General features: G+C 32.8%; 9 protein-coding genes. 2 read left to right on the forward strand and 7 right to left on the reverse strand.

What is annotated here, in order from left to right; all coding sequences use genetic code 11:
• Positions 1-373: 373 nt before the first annotated feature.
• The 6 genes from ABEB18_RS10810 to porU form a co-directional block, all read right to left on the reverse strand.
• Positions 374-2,470 carry a beta-galactosidase gene (locus ABEB18_RS10810; RefSeq protein WP_348799323.1) on the reverse strand — a complete coding sequence of 699 codons (2,097 nt, stop codon included), beginning with the start codon at positions 2,468-2,470 and terminating at the stop codon, positions 374-376.
• Positions 2,471-2,616: 146 nt separating this feature from the next.
• The gene (locus ABEB18_RS10815) at positions 2,617-4,242 is read right to left on the reverse strand and encodes a dihydrolipoamide acetyltransferase family protein (protein WP_348799324.1); all 1,626 of its coding nucleotides are present in this window, start codon (positions 4,240-4,242) and stop codon (positions 2,617-2,619) included.
• 7 nt (positions 4,243-4,249) lie between these two features.
• Positions 4,250-5,248, reverse strand: a complete 999-nt coding sequence (pdhA, locus tag ABEB18_RS10820; RefSeq protein ID WP_348799325.1) for a pyruvate dehydrogenase (acetyl-transferring) E1 component subunit alpha — start codon at positions 5,246-5,248, stop codon at positions 4,250-4,252.
• Between the two features lie 162 nt (positions 5,249-5,410).
• Complete coding sequence (gene cdd / locus ABEB18_RS10825) at positions 5,411-5,893, reverse strand: cytidine deaminase (protein ID WP_348799326.1); 483 nt, start codon at positions 5,891-5,893, stop codon at positions 5,411-5,413.
• Positions 5,894-6,008: 115 nt separating this feature from the next.
• The gene (gene porV / locus ABEB18_RS10830; RefSeq protein WP_348799327.1) at positions 6,009-7,175 is read right to left on the reverse strand and encodes a type IX secretion system outer membrane channel protein PorV; all 1,167 of its coding nucleotides are present in this window, start codon (positions 7,173-7,175) and stop codon (positions 6,009-6,011) included.
• A 42-nt stretch (positions 7,176-7,217) separates the two neighbouring features.
• A complete protein-coding gene (gene porU, locus ABEB18_RS10835; protein ID WP_348799328.1) occupies positions 7,218-11,045 on the reverse strand; it encodes a type IX secretion system sortase PorU in 3,828 nt (1,275 codons plus the stop codon).
• Positions 11,046-11,261: 216 nt separating this feature from the next.
• Here porU and gldJ point away from each other — a divergent pair, with 216 nt between their 5' ends.
• The gene (gene gldJ / locus ABEB18_RS10840; protein WP_348799329.1) at positions 11,262-12,956 is read left to right on the forward strand and encodes a gliding motility lipoprotein GldJ; all 1,695 of its coding nucleotides are present in this window, start codon (positions 11,262-11,264) and stop codon (positions 12,954-12,956) included.
• Between the two features lie 64 nt (positions 12,957-13,020).
• Complete coding sequence (locus ABEB18_RS10845) at positions 13,021-14,304, forward strand: UDP-N-acetylmuramoyl-tripeptide--D-alanyl-D-alanine ligase (protein WP_348799330.1); 1,284 nt, start codon at positions 13,021-13,023, stop codon at positions 14,302-14,304.
• Positions 14,305-14,563: 259 nt separating this feature from the next.
• On the opposite strand, the gene ABEB18_RS10850 is transcribed toward ABEB18_RS10845, so the two are convergent.
• On the reverse strand, positions 14,564-17,473 hold the full coding sequence (locus tag ABEB18_RS10850) for a helix-turn-helix and ligand-binding sensor domain-containing protein (RefSeq protein ID WP_348799331.1): 2,910 nt from the start codon (positions 17,471-17,473) through the stop codon (positions 14,564-14,566).
• Positions 17,474-17,764: the final 291 nt, after the last annotated feature.

Raw genomic sequence — 17,764 nt, forward strand, 5'->3', positions numbered from 1 at the left:
GGGTCAGAAAAATAGATTTCTTCTTATTTAGATTATCTAATCTTTTTGCTTAATCCCCAACTTTTGCAACTGATCCGAAGAATGCTGTAAAAGTTAGGTGTAGGGTAATAAATTGTTGTTTTGTCTGTGATAGCCCGCATGAGGGATGGAAATGGCATCCTTTTCTTTTGCTTCTTTAGCAAAAGAAAAGATATAATGTACAGCCCGACCCAAAGGGACATGCCATAATTTGAACTAATGAATTGATATTGTTTTTATTAATATCTCGTTAGTTGATACTAGTAAGAATTTGTGATTGATAAAAAAAAGCTCAAAATTTTTATTTTGAGCTTTTCTATTGTTGTTAACGTGGTCTTGTTCTGTTTTTTTTGTACTAATATTTCCAAATTAATACATCGGCTGTTTTCATGGTTTTTGTCCCAATAAGAATCTCTGCTTTATTTGGGAGTTTCATTTCATAAACTTTATCGGTATAATTGACTGCGATTCCAAAACCATCACGATACTCTACAAGTATTCCTTCTGGATAATTTTCTATTGGAATATTTAGCTTTTGGTATAATTTGGTTAGAACTTGTTTTTCAAGATCTCCTTTCAATGAATCAACGCCAATGTATGTAACAGTTCCTTTGCCTAATTTTTGTGTTATAACAGCTGGAGTTCCTGCATAAAAGTCTCCTTGATAGGTAGCCCAGATTTCAGTTTTGTCGTAGGGTTTGAGTAGATCACCCCAGCTTACCCAGTCAAAATTTTGATTGTCAAACTTAATTTGGTCTGGCGAATTTGGCATTAATAAATCGTATGATTCTATTTCGGAACCTATAAGTTTCCATATTGGTTCGTAAAATTTAGATTCCCAAAGATGCCCTTTCTTATTTTGGATTCCTGTTCGGCAACTTAGTATTAGGTTTCCTCCTTTTTGTACATATTTAGTTAATTTGTTGATGAAAGGAATGTCAATCATTTGATACGCTGGAGCTATTATCACTGGGTAGTTGGCTAAATCGGTTGTATCACGGATGAAATCTACAGGGGCTCCAAATGATTTTACTGCTTTGTAATATTTTAAGAAATGTTTTTCGGTATCCCATTCCTTAGTTTGTTTGTTGAGATTTATTCCCATAACATTATCGGTATTGAATACAATACCAGTTTTGCGTTGTAAATAATCTTTTGGTAAGGATGTGTTCGAATTTTGTTTTTTTCTTAGAATATTTATTTCGCTGATGAATTGCATAAATTCTTGTCCTCCTGCTGTTGGGGTTATACCATCAGGACCGACTATTCCATAATGAAATTGTTCGTATCCATACAATGGCGCTCGATATCTGTAGGTGCAAGTAAATTTACTTCCTCCAGCAAAAACATGCCATAGCCATAAGCGTATTGCTCCGGGTAAAGGTTGTGGGTTGATACTTCCCCAATTGACTTGTCCTGGTTGTAACTCCATTACTCCATAACCATTTTGTATAGGACGGAAAAAATCATTTGCCATAGAGATACGGGAATATTCGCCTACTCGATACCCTTTTGCTCCTATACCTGTATCTTGTCCGTAAACCATATAACGTGTGTATGATACAAAATCTAATTCTTTGCTTGCTCCTATGTATCCTACATCATACATAGGGATATAATTAGAGGTAATCCATTGATTAGGATTTGAATATTTGCGGATTTCTATTGCTTGTTCGTCTAAAAAAGTAGCTGTTTCGTTGTCTGCAAATCGATAATGATCTAGTTGAGAATGAAGGTTCATTCCCCAAAGGGCATGTAAAGGAATGTTTATTTCTGAGAAATTTTTATATGTTCCACTCCAAAAATTATTTCCCCATGCCTCATTGAGAGTTTCAATTGTTTTGTATTTGTTTTTAAGCCAATCTCTATATCGTTGTGTAGCATTTTGTCCGTAATCGAGAAAACGACGCGGTTCGTTGTCTATTTGCCAGCCTATTATGTTTTCATTATTACCATATCTTTTAGCTAATTCGGCTATCATTTTCATTGAATAACTACGATAATAATTGCTCGAGAAAGATGCGTGTTGGCGTGTGCCATGATCCATTTTTGATCCATCTTCCATTGTTGCTAATACGTCTGGATGTTTTCGGACAAGCCATACTGGAGGGGTTGCCGTTGAAGTACACATTATAACTTTAAGGTCGTATTTCTTCGCTAATTCTATAGACTTATCAAGCCAGCCAAAATCATATTTGCCTTCTTCGGGTTCTAGTTGCGCCCAAGCAAATTCTCCAAAATGAGTAAATTCAAAACCCATTTTTTTCATGTTTTTAAAATCACGTTCCCATTGGGTTGGATCCCAATGTTCAGGATAATAATAAACACCGATGCTGGTGATATTTTTTTGAGGGAAGAATTTTTCTATTTTTTGTGAATACCCTAAAAAAATAAATAAAAAATATATTGCAAAGAAGTATTGAATGTTGATAGTTTTGATTCTATATTTCATTTTTTTGTAAATTTTGTTATTTACAAATCTAAGTTTTTCTAACTATCAAATTAATTTTATTTTTAGAAGGAGTTTAGAGTGCAAAAAAAAAATCCCGTCTTGAAGTATTAACAAGACGGGATTGGAAAATATTTTTAATCGAGTGTTTATGCAAGCATGGTTACTGGATTTTCAATATATTGTTTTAATGTTTGTAAAAATTGGGCTCCAGTTGCTCCATCAATTGTACGATGGTCACAAGCTAAAGAAAGCATCATAGTGTTTCCAACTACAATTTGGCCGTTTTTAACAACTGGTTTTTCAACAATTGCACCTACGGAAAGAATTGCCGAATTTGGTTGATTTATAATTGAATTGAATTCAGTTATACCAAACATTCCAAGGTTAGAAACAGTAAATGTACTTCCTTCCATTTCAGCAGGCCCAAGTTTTTTGTTTTTAGCTCTTCCAGCTAGGTCTCTTACGCTAGCTCCGATTTGAGATAAGCTCATAGCATCTGTGAATTTTAGAACCGGAACTACTAGTCCATCTTCAACAGCAACAGCAACCCCAATATTCACATGGTGATTGATAGTGATGGCATCATCTTTCCATTGAGAATTGATTTTTGGATGTTTTTTAAGTGCTAAAGCACAAGCTTTGATTACCATATCGTTGAAAGATACTTTTGTATCAGGAACAGTGTTGATAACGGCTCTTGATTGCATAGCGTCATCCATTGAAACTTCAATTACTAGGTTGTAATGAGGCGCAGTGAACAATGATTCAGATAAACGTTTCGCGATGATTTTACGCATTTGCGAATTTTTGATTTCTTCTGTGAAAACTTCTCCAGCAGGTACAAATACTTTTGGAGTTTCTGCTTTAGCAGTTTCAGGAGCACTTGAAGCTGGAGCATTTGAAGCTACAACTGATGGAGTAAAGTTTTCAATATCACTTTTTACGATACGTCCATTTTCTCCAGTTCCTTTAACTTGAGACAATTGAATTCCTTTGTCGCTAGCAATTTTCTTTGCTAACGGAGAAGCAAGAATTCGTTTTCCGTCAGTAACAGTTTCAACTATTTCAGTTGCTTTTTCAGCAGGAGTACTTTTTACTTCTTCTTTTGGGGCAGAAGCAGTTGTGCTACCACCTACTTTATAATTTTCTGCAATTCCATTAATATCTGTTCCTGCAGGACCAATAATTGCTAAAAGGCTATCAACAGGAGCTGTACTACCTTCTTGAATTCCGATATATAATAATGTTCCTTCATTGAAAGATTCGAATTCCATTGTAGCTTTATCGGTTTCTATTTCTGCAAGAATATCACCTTCGCTTACTTTGTCTCCTACTTTTTTCAACCAAGAAGCAACAGTACCCTCAGTCATTGTGTCGCTCAAACGAGGCATAGTTACTACAATAACTCCTTTTGGAAGTTCTGTTGCTGGAGTTGAAGCTGGAGCAGATTCTGGAGCTTTAGCTTCGGCAACAGGCTCTGATGCTGGAGCAGCTGGTGTTGCGCCTCCTGCTATTAAAGCAGAAACGTCTTCACCTTCTTTTCCTATAATTGCTAAAAGAGAATCTACAGGAGCAGTTTCTCCTTCAGGGATTCCGATATATAAAAGAGTTCCTTCGTTGAAGGATTCAAATTCCATTGTTGCTTTGTCGGTTTCTATTTCGGCTAAGATATCACCTTCGCTTACTTTGTCTCCTACTTTTTTAAGCCAAGCTGCTACCGTTCCTTCAGTCATAGTATCGCTCAAGCGAGGCATTGTTACAATTGTTGCCATAATTGATTTATAGTTTATGAGGTGTGAATGGATAGTTTTCTTGTTCGTACACTACGTCGTAAAGTTGTTGAATTTCAGGGTAAGGAGATTCTTCAGCAAACTGCGCACATTCTTCAACTAAATCTTTTACTCTTTGATCGATAACTTCAATTTCATCTTGCGTAGCATATTTTTGATCTAAAATAACATCTAATACTTGAGTGATTGGATCGATTTTTTTGTATTCTTCTACCTCTTCTTTAGAACGGTATAATTGAGCATCCGACATAGAGTGTCCTCTGTAACGGTATGTTTTCATCTCAAGGAAAGTTGGTCCGTCACCTCTTCTTGCTCTTTCAATTGCTTCGGTCATTGCTTCAGCAACTTTTACAGGATTCATTCCGTCAACAGGCCCACATGGCATTTCGTATCCTAAACCTAATTTCCAAATGTCAGTGTGATTTGCAGTTCTTTCGACAGAAGTACCCATTGCATATCCATTGTTCTCGACAATGAAAACAACAGGAAGTTTCCATAACATAGCCATGTTGAAAGCTTCGTGTAATGATCCTTGACGAGCAGCTCCATCTCCAAAATAAGTCAAAGTTACTCCTCCAGTTCCGTTGTATTTGTCTCCAAATGCTAAACCAGCACCCAATGGAATTTGTCCACCAACGATACCATGTCCTCCGTAAAAACGGTGTTCTTTGGAGAAAATGTGCATAGATCCTCCCATTCCTTTTGAAGTACCAGTAGCTTTTCCTAAAAGTTCAGCCATTACACGTCTTGGATCTACTCCCATTCCGATAGGTTGCACGTGATTTCTGTAAGCAGTAATCATTTTGTCTTTTGTCAAATCCATAGCGTGCAAAGCACCTGCTAATACAGCCTCTTGACCGTTATATAAGTGTAGAAAACCTCTAACTTTTTGTTGGATGTATAATGCCGCAAGTTTGTCTTCAAACTTTCTCCAAAGTAGCATATCTTCATACCACTTTAAATAAACTTCTTTTGTAACTTCTTTCATTTGAAATAATTCTTTTGCTTAAGTGTTATTGTTTTACAATTGTGACCTAGTAACGCAAAATAGTTTCCTCATCACAAATTTGCGCCCCGAAGGGATCGGGATGCAAAAATAAGACATTCCTACTTAGAACTAAAATTTAAAAGCTAATTTTTAGTTGTTTTTTTAGAGTAATTTGTTATCAAACATAAATGGGAGTAAATTTTTTAGTGATTCTGATCGATGAATTTCTCCTTTTTCGCCCATATAATAAATTTCGATTGAGGTATTTTGTTTTATTTCATATTCTGCAATCGACTGACGACAAGCTCCGCAGGGAGGTACTGGGGTGGTGGTTGTGTTGGAATCTGATGCTGCGGTAATCATTATTTTTAGAATTTTGACTTCGGGATAAAGTGTTCCTGCTTGAAAAATAGCAACTCTTTCTGCACAAAGTCCTGAAGGATATGCTCCGTTTTCTTGATTTGATCCGAATATGATTTTGCCATTGTCTAATAAAATTGCAGCGCCAACTTTGAATTTGGAATAAGGAGCGTAAGCTTTTTTTCTTATTTCTATAGCTTTTTCCATTAATTCTTGATCCAGTTGCGGTAATTCATTAATAGTATTAAATATATTGATTTTGGAAGTGATTGTTAGTTCTTTCATTCCGTTTTTTAAATTAAATAAGTGTTGAAATACAATAGATACTGTTAAAAATAAAAAAAAATCCAATTTCAAAATAGTTGAAGATTGGATTTTTGTTTGCTATAATAGAAAAAAATTAATAAGTCTCGTATTTGTCTCCAAAATTGAATGATAATGAGAATCGCAATGTGTTTTCCAATGGATTTTGAACTTTGGATGTTGAAAATAAGTAAGAGACATCTATTTTGATTGTAGTGTATTTGAAACCAGCTCCAAGCGAGAAATATTGTCTAGCTCCTTTGTCTTGATTTTCGTGAAAATATCCAGCTCTAAATGAAAATGAATCTTGATAAACATATTCAGATGCTAGTGAGTAGGTAACCTCTTTTAATTCTTCACTAAATCCTCCTGGTGCATCTGTAAAAGATTGAAACATTCCCGAGAACCATCCAATATTGTTGTAATCGACATTGTTTAGGTCTTCTTCCTCGGAAGTAACAGTTCCGTCGCCATTTAAATCAGCATTTTGAGGGGTTGGAACTAATAATTTGTTTAATTCTAGATTTACTGCAATCTTGTTGTATTCGTCAAGTATAAAATCGAAGCCTCCTCCCAATTTCATATTAGCAGGTAAAAAATTTCGGTTAATGTCGTTATTATCATAACTCATTTTTGGTCCCATATTTTGAAAATTGAAACCAGCTCTCCAACGTCCGTTAAAATCGTTATAGGCAATTTCTTCAGATTGATAAAAACCTGCTACGTCAACCGCAAAACTGCTGGAAGATGATGAATCATTATTGTCTGTTGCGACTTTTAAATTTGAATTGATAAAACGACCTGCCACTGCCATCGAGAATTGCTCGCTTAGTTTTAAAGAATAGGATAAGTCTAATGCGAATTCATTAGGAGAAACAACAAGTACAGGACTGTCATAATCGGTTCTTAAATCGATGTCTCCAAGTCCGAAATAACGAAAACTAGCGCCAAAAGCACTTTTGTCACTGTATTTGTTGAAATAATTTACCTGTGCCAAAGAAATGTCATTTACTAGCTCTGTCAAATAAGGTGTGTAACTAACTGAAACTCCTTGTTGATCTTCTGCAAATGCATATTTGGCTGGATTCCATTGTTGAGAAAAATTATCTGTTGAAGTAGCTACTCCATTATCGGCCATACCTGCAGATCTAGCATCGGCAGCAACTAATAGGAACGGAACAGCCGTTGTGATTTTGTTATTGTCTTGAGCCTGAATAAAATTATACGAGTATAAAAAGATAAATATCAATAAGGATTTTTTCATTATTTTAAATAAAATTAGTTGGGTATAAATATACTATGATTATTAAAGAATGACAAGTTTTTCAATTTTTTCAACTTTTTTGTTGGATAAAGTTGCCTTTACTTTTAGCTTATAAATGTAAACTCCTTTTCCGATTCTATTTCCAAAATCATCACGAGTATCCCATGTAATATCTCTCGATAAAAATCCTGGAGTTGTTATGGTTTGGTTTTTTGTCCAAACAACTTTTCCAGTAATTGTTAGTACTTGAACTTGTACTTCTAATGGCTCGTTTGGTTTGTTGTGAGTAAACCAAAATTCGGTATAGTTTACACACGGATTTGGATAATTTAGAACATTTGTTAGTGTTACCGTTTCATTTCCTACTACTAAAAATTGTATTTCGGTTGTAGTTGGATTGTTGTAAACATCCCATACAGTAAATGTAATGGTGTGTAATCCTGGTTCTAAATCTCTAAATTGAAAATGTAAATTACCTTTTGAATAACTATCGAGTTCTGTTTGATAATAATCGTTCAGAATAGTTGGGTTACTTTCGTCGCCATCTAATATTGCTATTATATCATGTCCTATCCCTCCAGCAGTGTTGATCCCGCTTTCATCCTCTAAATAAGCAATAAATATTGGTGATTGATTTGTAATTCCTCCAGAAACAAAAGATTCATCATTCATATATAACTTTACTTTGGGACTATTATTGTCTGCAATTGCATTTTCATTTATACCACCAACTTTAATTGATAAATCATAACCAGTAATGTTTTCTAAGGTTTGGTTTTTTTGTGAATAAAAACTGATTTTACCGTTGGCTAATGGGATTCGAATATCTTTTGGAACGATAAAACTGTATTCGAATTGTCCGTTTGTAACTGTTGCGTTTCCTCTAAAAATAGCTTCTCCTAGAATATCAAAATCTATCGAGGGGCTGTTTCCATCATTGTTTAAAGTGCTTTGTGTAATTTCTTTGTCAAAGAGTATTGTAGAAACAACACCGTTGTAACTAGTAAGGGGTGTGTTGTTTTCGTCTGTAACTTGTCCTGTGATTTTCATTTTTGCTAATGATTTAAAATCAGGTAAGGGTTCGGTAATTGGGATATCATTTACTTTGCTGAGAATGATTTTTGGCTTGGGTATGGCTAAGAATAAAGCTGGGTCACCTATATATAAAATAACATTGGTTGCTGAATTTGGATTTTCGTTTTTGGATATTCTAAGGGCTTCGGCAGTCGAAACGTATTCGTTAGTGCTATAGGATAAAAGGTTTTTTGTAAAAACATCGTTAAAATTTTCAGCACTAAATTGACCTATAGACCGAATAGTAGAGACAAGTGAAATTGCTCCTCCTTTAGAATTCCAATAAATGTATTCTCCCGCTGTTGGTCTTGTCGGATTGTCAAATCTTGAGAAATCACAGGTAATGGTTATAAAAAGAGGGTATTTGTATTGGTTGTTAAGGTTTTGACTATCTGTTTTGTCCCAAATGCGTTCGCTGGCCAATCCATCTTCTCCACCATGGCCTAAATAATTAAAAATTAATGCACCTTTTTCGAATTCATTGTAAAAATCGGTTTTGGCTTTAGGGTATCTTTGTCCACCCGCAGAAGCTTCTTGTGTATAAGAGTCAAGGAATATTTTAAAGACATTCAAGAAAGGTTTTTGCGATTTGATTTCGTCAGCCAGTGTGTTTTGTCTTGATTGCAAGGTTGCGTCACTGGCCTTGTCAGAATCATCAGCTATAGTTATATAATTGTTTCTCCAATGACCAAAAGATTTTTTATTATGGTATTCAATAACTTTGGTAACCATTTCTTCAGCTTGAACAGTGTTGCTTACAAGCATTCTTCCAACAGCAATATCAATTCCTCCAAAGTTAGTGGTGATATTTCCTTCAGTATCATCCATAAGCCCATAAAAGTCATCCGATGCAAAAGAAGCTTCTCCTGTTGTGTTGCTTGTTAAGGATTCATAAATAGGAACAATGTTAGAATTGTTGGTTATGTTATTTTTATAATCAAAAGAAGCATCGCCAAAAAGATTCACGTATTTTATTTTTTTGTCCACAGAAGAGGCATTGTCATAGATGTATTTGATGCAATTTCGAATGGCAGCAATGTCTTGTTTGCCTGATGAAAATTCTTGATAAATAGATTCTAGGGTTAAAACTTTGGTGTTTAAGCTTGAATTCGATCTGTGAAAATTTGCTAGTTTTTCGGCCTGGCTTCTTAAAAAATCTGGTGCAATAATGATGTAATCTATATCTTGAAATTCTCCTTGAGAATTTTGAAATACGGTACCTTTAATATTAATATTGTTGATTTTGGATTTGTTTTCTCTTAAAGGGGTGTAGTAATCGTTAGAATCAAGTGCAATATATTTTTGAGTTTCACCCAAATTTGCTTTGAATGAAAATTGACTTCCAGAATTGTTTTCTATGTTGGAGATATTATAAATGTCTGTAATGTTCCAGATTTGAGGAATAGATGAAGCGTTCGAAAAGTTATAAGAAGCAATACCAGTATTTGAACTAGCTAAATCGTATTGAAAAGGAAACTGTTTGCCAAATCCTTGCAGATTGCTTTTTGTTTTAATTTGAATATAATCTAAAAAACCCTTAGAGCCCGGAACTCCATTGTTATTATAAGTTAATTGTATAGTAATCGAAGTTGAACCGGTAAAGGTAATATCAGAAAGTTTGTTGTTGAAGTATTGAGTTTCGGAACTTGTGTTTAATGCTGGAAAAGAGACGTTGCTAATGTCAATTCCGTTAGCGGTAATTTTAAAAGAAGTTGGAGTATAAGCAGCCGAAGCAAGAGAAATATTTAGACGGGCTGGTGAAATACTGTTGATATTTGGAAAATTGAATAGAAATTCTTGTGTATTGTTGATTTCGAAAGATTCTCCCACCCATTGACGACCAACTTGGGCAATATTAGTGTTGTCTATTTCATGAAATTGATATTCATCGTACATTGTTAAATTTTCAGTACTGATACCTGTTGGTTGAGCCATTTCGGTTATCCTCTTTCCGTTATCCCCTTGAACTGTTATGTAATAATAAGATTTTGTGTCATAAAGATTAATGTTGGTTTGACTTTCTTCGCTCCAGTTCGTAATTCCTTCCCCATAAAATAATATATAATCGTTGGAATTGAAAATGCCGTCGTCTTCTCCTTGAATTTGAATTGCATTTTCTGTTAAATCAAATGGATAAAATGTTTCGTTAGAAAGAGGAAGCATTCTTCCTCCGTTGCCGTAGATTTTTATTTTCTTGGGGTCAACTCCGTTCAAATTTAAGCCTATTTGTTGTAAAAAATCAGTTGTGATTTTGTAAACTCCTGATTTTTCTATGTAAAATCGATACCATTCACCAGAAGCTAAAACAGAGTTACTGATGATTGTTTTTTTGTTTGTTGTCGAAATTCTTCTTGTAGAACCATTTTCAATTATGTAAGAAAATGATTTTATTTTTTTGTAACCTAAATCATCTTTAATAATGGGTGAAATTCTCAGAAAATTTTGAACATTATTTCTTGATTTTGTTGTAATAAGTGTTGGTTTTAACGAATTTGGAATCTCTTTTGTGTTTAAATTTCCAATTCCAGAACTAGCAATAGACTCATAAATTATATTGTTAATTTGAATGTTTTTTGGGTTTAAATTTTCGTCATTTTTTAGATTTAATTTAAAAAAAAGGGCTTGGTTTTTAGCATCGTAATCATAACTATTACCTTCAAAAATTGGAGTCTGAAGTCTTATGTTTGTTGGGTTGACGTGTGTTGGAGTTATCCAGTTTATGGTAACATCTCCTTTGGTTTGAGCAAGAGCAAAAAAAGGTAAGAGAATTATATGATAAAAGACTAGATTTCTCATGGGGGAAATGTGAGGATTTGTGTTGGAAATAATGTCTAAAAGTAATTAAAAAATATTAAAAGTGATTTTAGTTGTTTTGTGTAATAAAAAATATATTTTTGCGTTTCTATAAACATCTAAAAAAACGTTAAAAAATTAGTTAAAAAAGGGTTTTGTGATTTAATTTAAATTATTACATTGCACTACCTAAATTTTAATTATTACCTACTAGAAACTATGAGAGTAAATAAGACTTTTTCCCTACCAGTAATGCTATCACTTGCATTAATATTAGGATTAGCTAGTTGTAGCAAAAAATCGAAATCGGAAAGCGCTTCGAGAGGTACAGGCTGGAATGTTAGTAGCTCAAAAGGAGGTTTTACTAAAGGAACAGCTGGTAAACCACAAGAAACAGGGCCTGGATTAGTGTTTATAGAAGGAGGAACTTTTACAAAAGGATTGGTTCAGGATGATGTAATGCACGATTGGAATAATGTTCCTAGTCAACAACATGTTATGTCCTTTTATATGGATGAAACTGAGGTAACAAATTTAATGTACCTTGAATATCTTGAATGGTTGAAAAAAGTATATCCACCTACAGAAGAGAACTATAAGAACATTTATGAAGGAGCTTCACCAGATACCCTTGTTTGGAGAAATAGATTAGGATATAATGAGACAATGACTAATAACTATTTAAGACATCCTGCTTATGCTAATTATCCTGTTGTTGGAGTAAATTGGGTTCAAGCAGTTGAATTTAGCAAGTGGAGAACTGACCGTGTGAATGAGGCTGTCCTTGAAAAAAATGGTTATTTGAAGAAAAATGCTAAAAATTTAGATGTTACAGCTGAAAGTAATTTTAGTACAGCTACATATGTAGCCGCACCAACATTAACTTATGGAGGAAACGAAGAAATTCTTTTAAAAGGAAAAGGATCTTCTAAAAAAGCTCCAAAACCAGATAAAGACGGAAATGTTGTTGAGGAGAAAAACGTTTATGCTCAAAGATCTTCTGGAATTTTATTGCCAGAATATAGACTCCCGACTGAGTCAGAATGGGAATATGCAGCAGCAGCTGATGTAGGACAAAGAGAATACAATATCTACAAAGGACAAAAGAAATATCCTTGGTCTGGTAGTTATACTCGTTCTGGAAAAAGATCTAATAAAGGTTTCCAATTGGCAAACTTTAAGCAGGGTAATGGTGACTACGGAGGAATTGCAGGGTGGTCTGATGACGGAGCAGATATTACAAATCAAGTTAAGAGCTATCCAGCAAATGACTTCGGATTGTATGATATGGCAGGAAACGTTGCAGAATGGGTAGCGGATGTTTATAGACCAATTGTTGATGTTGAAACAAATGACTTTAACTATTTTAGAGGTAATGTTTATACTAAAAATAAAATTGGTAAAGACGGAAAAATTGAAATCATTACAATTGATAAAATTATTTATGATACGCTAAGTAATGGTAAATTAGTTCCTAGAAACTTACCTGGAGAGATTGCTCAAGTTCCAGTTGATGATAATGAAACATATTTGAGACAAAATTTCAGTACAAGTGACAATATCAATTACAGAGATGGTGATAAACAGTCTAGTAAATATTACAAGTTTGCTGGATCAGATGATGGAAAATCATCGGATAAAGAAATCATGTATAATGCTCCTAAACACAATGTAAGTGTTGATAGTTTAGGTACTATGGAAAGAAAATACGACAAGTCTAGTAAAAGAACAACTTTGATTAATGATGCGGTTCGTGTTTACAAAGGAGGTTCTTGGAGAGATAGAGCATATTGGTTAGATCCAGCGCAGAGAAGATTCTTCCCGCAAGATATGGCAACAGATTACATCGGATTTAGATGTGCAATGTCTAGAGTAGGTTCTAAATCAAACACAAAAAAAACACCAAGAAATTAATTTTTTTAGATAATTTAAACAAAAGCCCTTTTATTGGGGCTTTTGTTTTTTTAAAGCCTTTTATATGAACATAGATTATATTCATAATTTATTTTTAAAGTGCGATTCGATTTCAACCGATACACGAAAAATTGGTCCTAATTCGTTATTTGTTGCTTTAAAAGGAGAAAATTTTGACGCTAATACATTTGCAAAAGAAGCTTTAGCAAAGGGGGCAGCATATGTATTAATTGACAATCAAGATTTTTTTATAGACAATCGAACTGTTTTGGTTGAGAATTGTTTAATTGCTTTACAGGAATTGGCAAAGTTTCATAGAAATTATTTAAAGTTGCCAATTATTGCTTTAACAGGGAGTAATGGTAAGACAACCACAAAGGAGCTGATTAATGCTGTGTTGTCTAAGAAGTTTCAAACAAAAGCTACAATTGGAAATTTAAATAATCATATCGGAGTGCCATTGACGTTGTTGTCTTTTGATGAACAAACTGAAATTGGGATAGTTGAAATGGGTGCTAATCATCAAAAAGAGATTGAATTTCTTTGTGAAATAGCTCAACCTGATTATGGGTATATTACAAATTTTGGTAAAGCACACCTCGAAGGTTTTGGTGGTGTCGAAGGAGTGATTCAAGGTAAAAGTGAGATGTATAATTATCTTTTAGAAAATAATAAATTAGCATTTGTTAATTTTGAGGACGCTATTCAAGTAGATAAGACTAAGTCTATTAAATCTTATAGTTTTGGAGTTAATAGGATCGGTGTCGATGTAAATATTAATCATATAGAGGCAAACCCTTTTGTTGTGGTTAAGTATGCGAAAAATGTTATTACTACTCATTTAATTGGTTTGTATAATGCCAATAATATAAATGCAGCAATTGCTATAGGGAAATATTTTGGAGTGGAAGTAGTGAGTATTAAAGATGCTCTTGAAGGTTATATTCCTGAAAATAATAGATCACAATTGATAAAAAAAGGCTCGAATGAAATAATTTTAGATGCCTATAACGCCAATCCGAGTAGTATGAAAGTAGCAATCGAAAATTTTATCCTTTTAGACAAATCCAATAAGACAATTTTCTTGGGAGATATGTTCGAATTAGGTAAAGAAAGCCTTCTAGAGCATAAAGGTGTTTTGGATATGTTATTGAATCAAGATGCTATTAATTGTTATTTTATTGGTAAAGATTTTTATCATAACAAAATTGATATGCCTAACTTTTTCTTTTTCGAGAATTTTGATGTTTTTTCAAAAGATATACAAAATAAGAGTTTTCAAAACAGCATGATTCTTATCAAAGGCTCGAGAGGAATGGCTTTAGAGAGAGTATTAGATTTAATTTAATTTGTATAAACCCTGTTGTTTTCAGGATAATTTATATGTCGTACTCTGTTTATAAGGGCTACAGACATTTTTTATATCATTATGTAAAACTTTCGGATAGCTGTGAAAATATATAAACAATAAACATCCCTCATCTTAAAAGGGATGTTTTTTATTGGACGCCTTTGGTTTATTTACAGTACATGATAAATTTAACAATCTACACTTAGATTCGTAAGTGTAGATAAATAACCTGAATAGTTTTATTTGAAAGGAGTAGCTATTTGATGCTCATTAAGTAACTATTTAAATTTTCTTTTTGATTTAAGCCTAATTTTTTTCGTAATCGGTACCTGGCCAAATCAACTCCTCCAGTCGAGATATTCATGAATTCTGCAATTTCTTTTGTGGACATGTTCATTAATAAATAAGTAGCTAAGTCCATTTCTCTGGAGGAAATATTTGGGTGTTTTTCTTTTAATTTTTTTAGAAAATCAAAATGTACATTTCTCAAGTGTTTCTCAAGATCTTTCCAACTTCTATCGGTGTTGACCTCTTTGAAAATGCTTCGGTTTAATTTAGAAAACTGAGCTTTTGTAGATTCGTCAAATGAATTAGTGTCAATGTCCTTCAATTTGTGAATGATGCCGTTTAAGACTTTGTTTTTCTTGACTACTTGTAAGGTGTTGTTTACTAGTTCTTTGTCTTTTGATGAAAGCATTATTTGTAATTTTTCATTTTCTAATCTTTTAATCTCTTTTTCTAGTTCATATTGTTCTTGTTTGATTTTGGTTTCTTTTTCTAAATATAATTTTCTTTGTTCTAAAGTTTCGACATGTTTGTTTTTTCTTATTTTCATTTTAATACTAAATCGGATATAAAAAATTAAACAGGTAAACAGTAATAAGTAAAGAAAATAGGCTAATGGATGTCTGTACCAAGGAGGAGATATCTTAAATTCTATAATGGTTTCATTAGATTCGATTTTAAAGCTGTTTCTAGCTTTTACTTTCATTTTGTAAGTGCCTTCTCTTAAATTGGTGTATTCTTTTATCGCATTATTGGACCAATTGCTCCAATTTTCATCAAAGCCATCTAACTGATAGGAGAATTCGATATTTTCAATATTTTCATAGTATGGTGATGAGAATGTAAATTTTACTTGGTTTGAAGCATATGGGAGGTTGAATTTTTCAGATTTTTTTTGATCATTTCCAAGATAAATGGTGTCACTAGGGAACGAAAAGGTTCTGATGTGTGCGATAGGTTTTGACATAATTTTGTTCTCAATTGTAGAGTCATAATGCGCTAAACCATTTGTTAGACCAATAAAAGTGTTTTTTGAATCAATTGTATTAATAGACATATAATTGGTTACCAAGCTTCCAGTCAAGCTAGAAAAAGGTGTTACTACATGTTTGTATTTGTTTTTTTCTGTTTTCATCAACGCTCCCAAAGATTCATCATAATTATACCAAATATTTCCCATATCATCCTCAGTTATATTTTTAACCTTAGGGATTGATTTGAAAATATTGGTCATTTTTGTATCAATTACAAAAGTATCTTCAGTTGAAGAGTAGGTGTAAAAAATGTTATTGGATTGAAATAAAACGGTATTATTTATTTTTTGAAGGCTTCCAATACCACTATTTTGTTTTGAGAATCCAGTAAATCTTTCGATTGAGTTTGTGTTGGTAAAAGTATTGTTAAGTGTTATTTGATAAAGATACTGATCTTTTTTCAGCCACAAATAGTCATTATCAATTTCAAAGGTGTTTGAAGATTTATCTAGTCCTTCTATCTTATTCTTAAATTTCATTCCTGAATTTGTTTTTTCAAAAACAGAAAAACCATTGTAATTGGCTCCTATAAAAAGGTTGGGATGGTTGGGTATAGACTTAAATCCAAAGTATCCTTTTGGGTCTAGATTTTTTATAATACGCTGATTTTGTATTAATAAAGCCCCTTTGTTACTGGCGCAAATTAATTCTCCATTTATAACTTGAACGTTCCAAGTCTGAGTTGTTGTTTCTGGAATAAGCTTAAAGGTTTCTTCCTTAAAATCATCTCCCCAATGATGATAAAAAACACCTTGATTAGTAGCAACATACAAATAGCCTTTGTGTATGATGGAGGAATAAACGGTACCCAAGTTATAGCTAAATCCAAAATAGGTCAGAAATGAATTCTCATTAACATAAGCAATTCCATTATCCAATCCCAGCCACAAATTATTACTATTATCTATAAATGAAGTAAGAACAGTATTGTTTTGGAGGCCTTTGCTACGATCAATATGTTGTAGAATGTTTCCTTTAAGATCACAAACTATGATTCCATCTAGAACTGAGTTAATTACAATGTATTTATTTTTATAAAAGACGCATCCTAGAGAGCCATTTTTTTTGATAAAAGTGTTGGCCTCCGTATCCCAAGTATGGGTTTGATTATTTGTTGTAATAAACAGTCCTCGATCTAGAGTAGCGACCAAAATTTTGTTCTTCTCTATTTCGACCATACCCCAAATTTCAGAATGGTTTAAAACATTTGTTCCATTTAGATAAATTAATTTGCCATTTCGGTATTCTAAAATTCCAGAAGCAATGTCTTGGAAATAAAGCTTTGAATTTGTTTGAAAGGAGAACTGAAATTTCTTTGGTGCATTTATGATTTTTATTTTATTGTTTTTGTAGATATAGATGTTATCAAAGGATTGGAAAATTACTTCGTCTTTATAAAGATGGATTTTCCAAATAAAATCTATTGTATTTGAAGTTTTTTTAAGTAAAGAATTAGAGATAGAAAAGTATTGGAATTTTCCTTTAGAATTGGTTTTAAAATAGCCAAATTCATTATAACACCCTACATAAATTTTTCCAGACGGATCTACTTTAAGACATTTAATAGCATCCGAGTTTTTTGCTTTGTATTTATTCCAGGTTGTTCCGTCAAATTGTAAAAGACCATCGTTATTTCCAAAATAAATATTCCCGTTTTTATCCTGATCAATATCCCAGTTTTGAGTTCCTCCTTTATAGTCTGTTCGATTATAATTTTTAATATGGGGGAGACCAATTTTTTTTACTTGTCCCGAAAGATGTAAAGAAAAAGTAAGGAAAAAAATGAGCCATACAATGTTTGTCAATTTTATAAATGGCTTTTTTGCTGCTATATGGTTTAGTTTCATTTTGAAAATTAAGATTGCCTTTTTGATATTTTTTTTTCTGTTTTTTAGCCTTGTTTTCAAGGCTATTTTGTTGTTTTTGAGCTAAAGTATTCAAATTATAGCAATTGTAGTGATTTTTTTGAAATTAATATTTATTTAAGTAATGTTTTTTGAATTATAATTATCTGTTAATTAATGTGTTATTTTTTTTTTGATAATATTTTGTAATAGTAGAAAAGTGTTTTTGATGTGATTTTGTAGTGATATTTAATTTTTAATATGGAAATTTAGAGCCTACTTTCGCATCAAATA

The organism is Flavobacterium adhaerens, from assembly GCF_040045115.1.
GTDB lineage: Bacteria > Bacteroidota > Bacteroidia > Flavobacteriales > Flavobacteriaceae > Flavobacterium > Flavobacterium adhaerens.

Excerpts from the sequence above, each read along its gene's own strand:
- pdhA (WP_348799325.1), bottom strand. The coding sequence starts at position 5,248 with ATGAAAGAAGTTACAAAAGAAGTTTATTTAAAGTGGTATGAAGATATG.
- porU (WP_348799328.1), bottom strand. The coding sequence starts at position 11,045 with ATGAGAAATCTAGTCTTTTATCATATAATTCTCTTACCTTTTTTTGCT.
- ABEB18_RS10845 (WP_348799330.1), top strand. The coding sequence starts at position 13,021 with ATGAACATAGATTATATTCATAATTTATTTTTAAAGTGCGATTCGATT.
- ABEB18_RS10850 (WP_348799331.1), bottom strand. The coding sequence starts at position 17,473 with ATGAAACTAAACCATATAGCAGCAAAAAAGCCATTTATAAAATTGACA.
- gldJ (WP_348799329.1), top strand. The coding sequence starts at position 11,262 with ATGAGAGTAAATAAGACTTTTTCCCTACCAGTAATGCTATCACTTGCA.
- porV (WP_348799327.1), bottom strand. The coding sequence starts at position 7,175 with ATGAAAAAATCCTTATTGATATTTATCTTTTTATACTCGTATAATTTT.
- ABEB18_RS10815 (WP_348799324.1), bottom strand. The coding sequence starts at position 4,242 with ATGGCAACAATTGTAACAATGCCTCGCTTGAGCGATACTATGACTGAA.
- ABEB18_RS10810 (WP_348799323.1), bottom strand. The coding sequence starts at position 2,470 with ATGAAATATAGAATCAAAACTATCAACATTCAATACTTCTTTGCAATA.
- cdd (WP_348799326.1), bottom strand. The coding sequence starts at position 5,893 with ATGAAAGAACTAACAATCACTTCCAAAATCAATATATTTAATACTATT.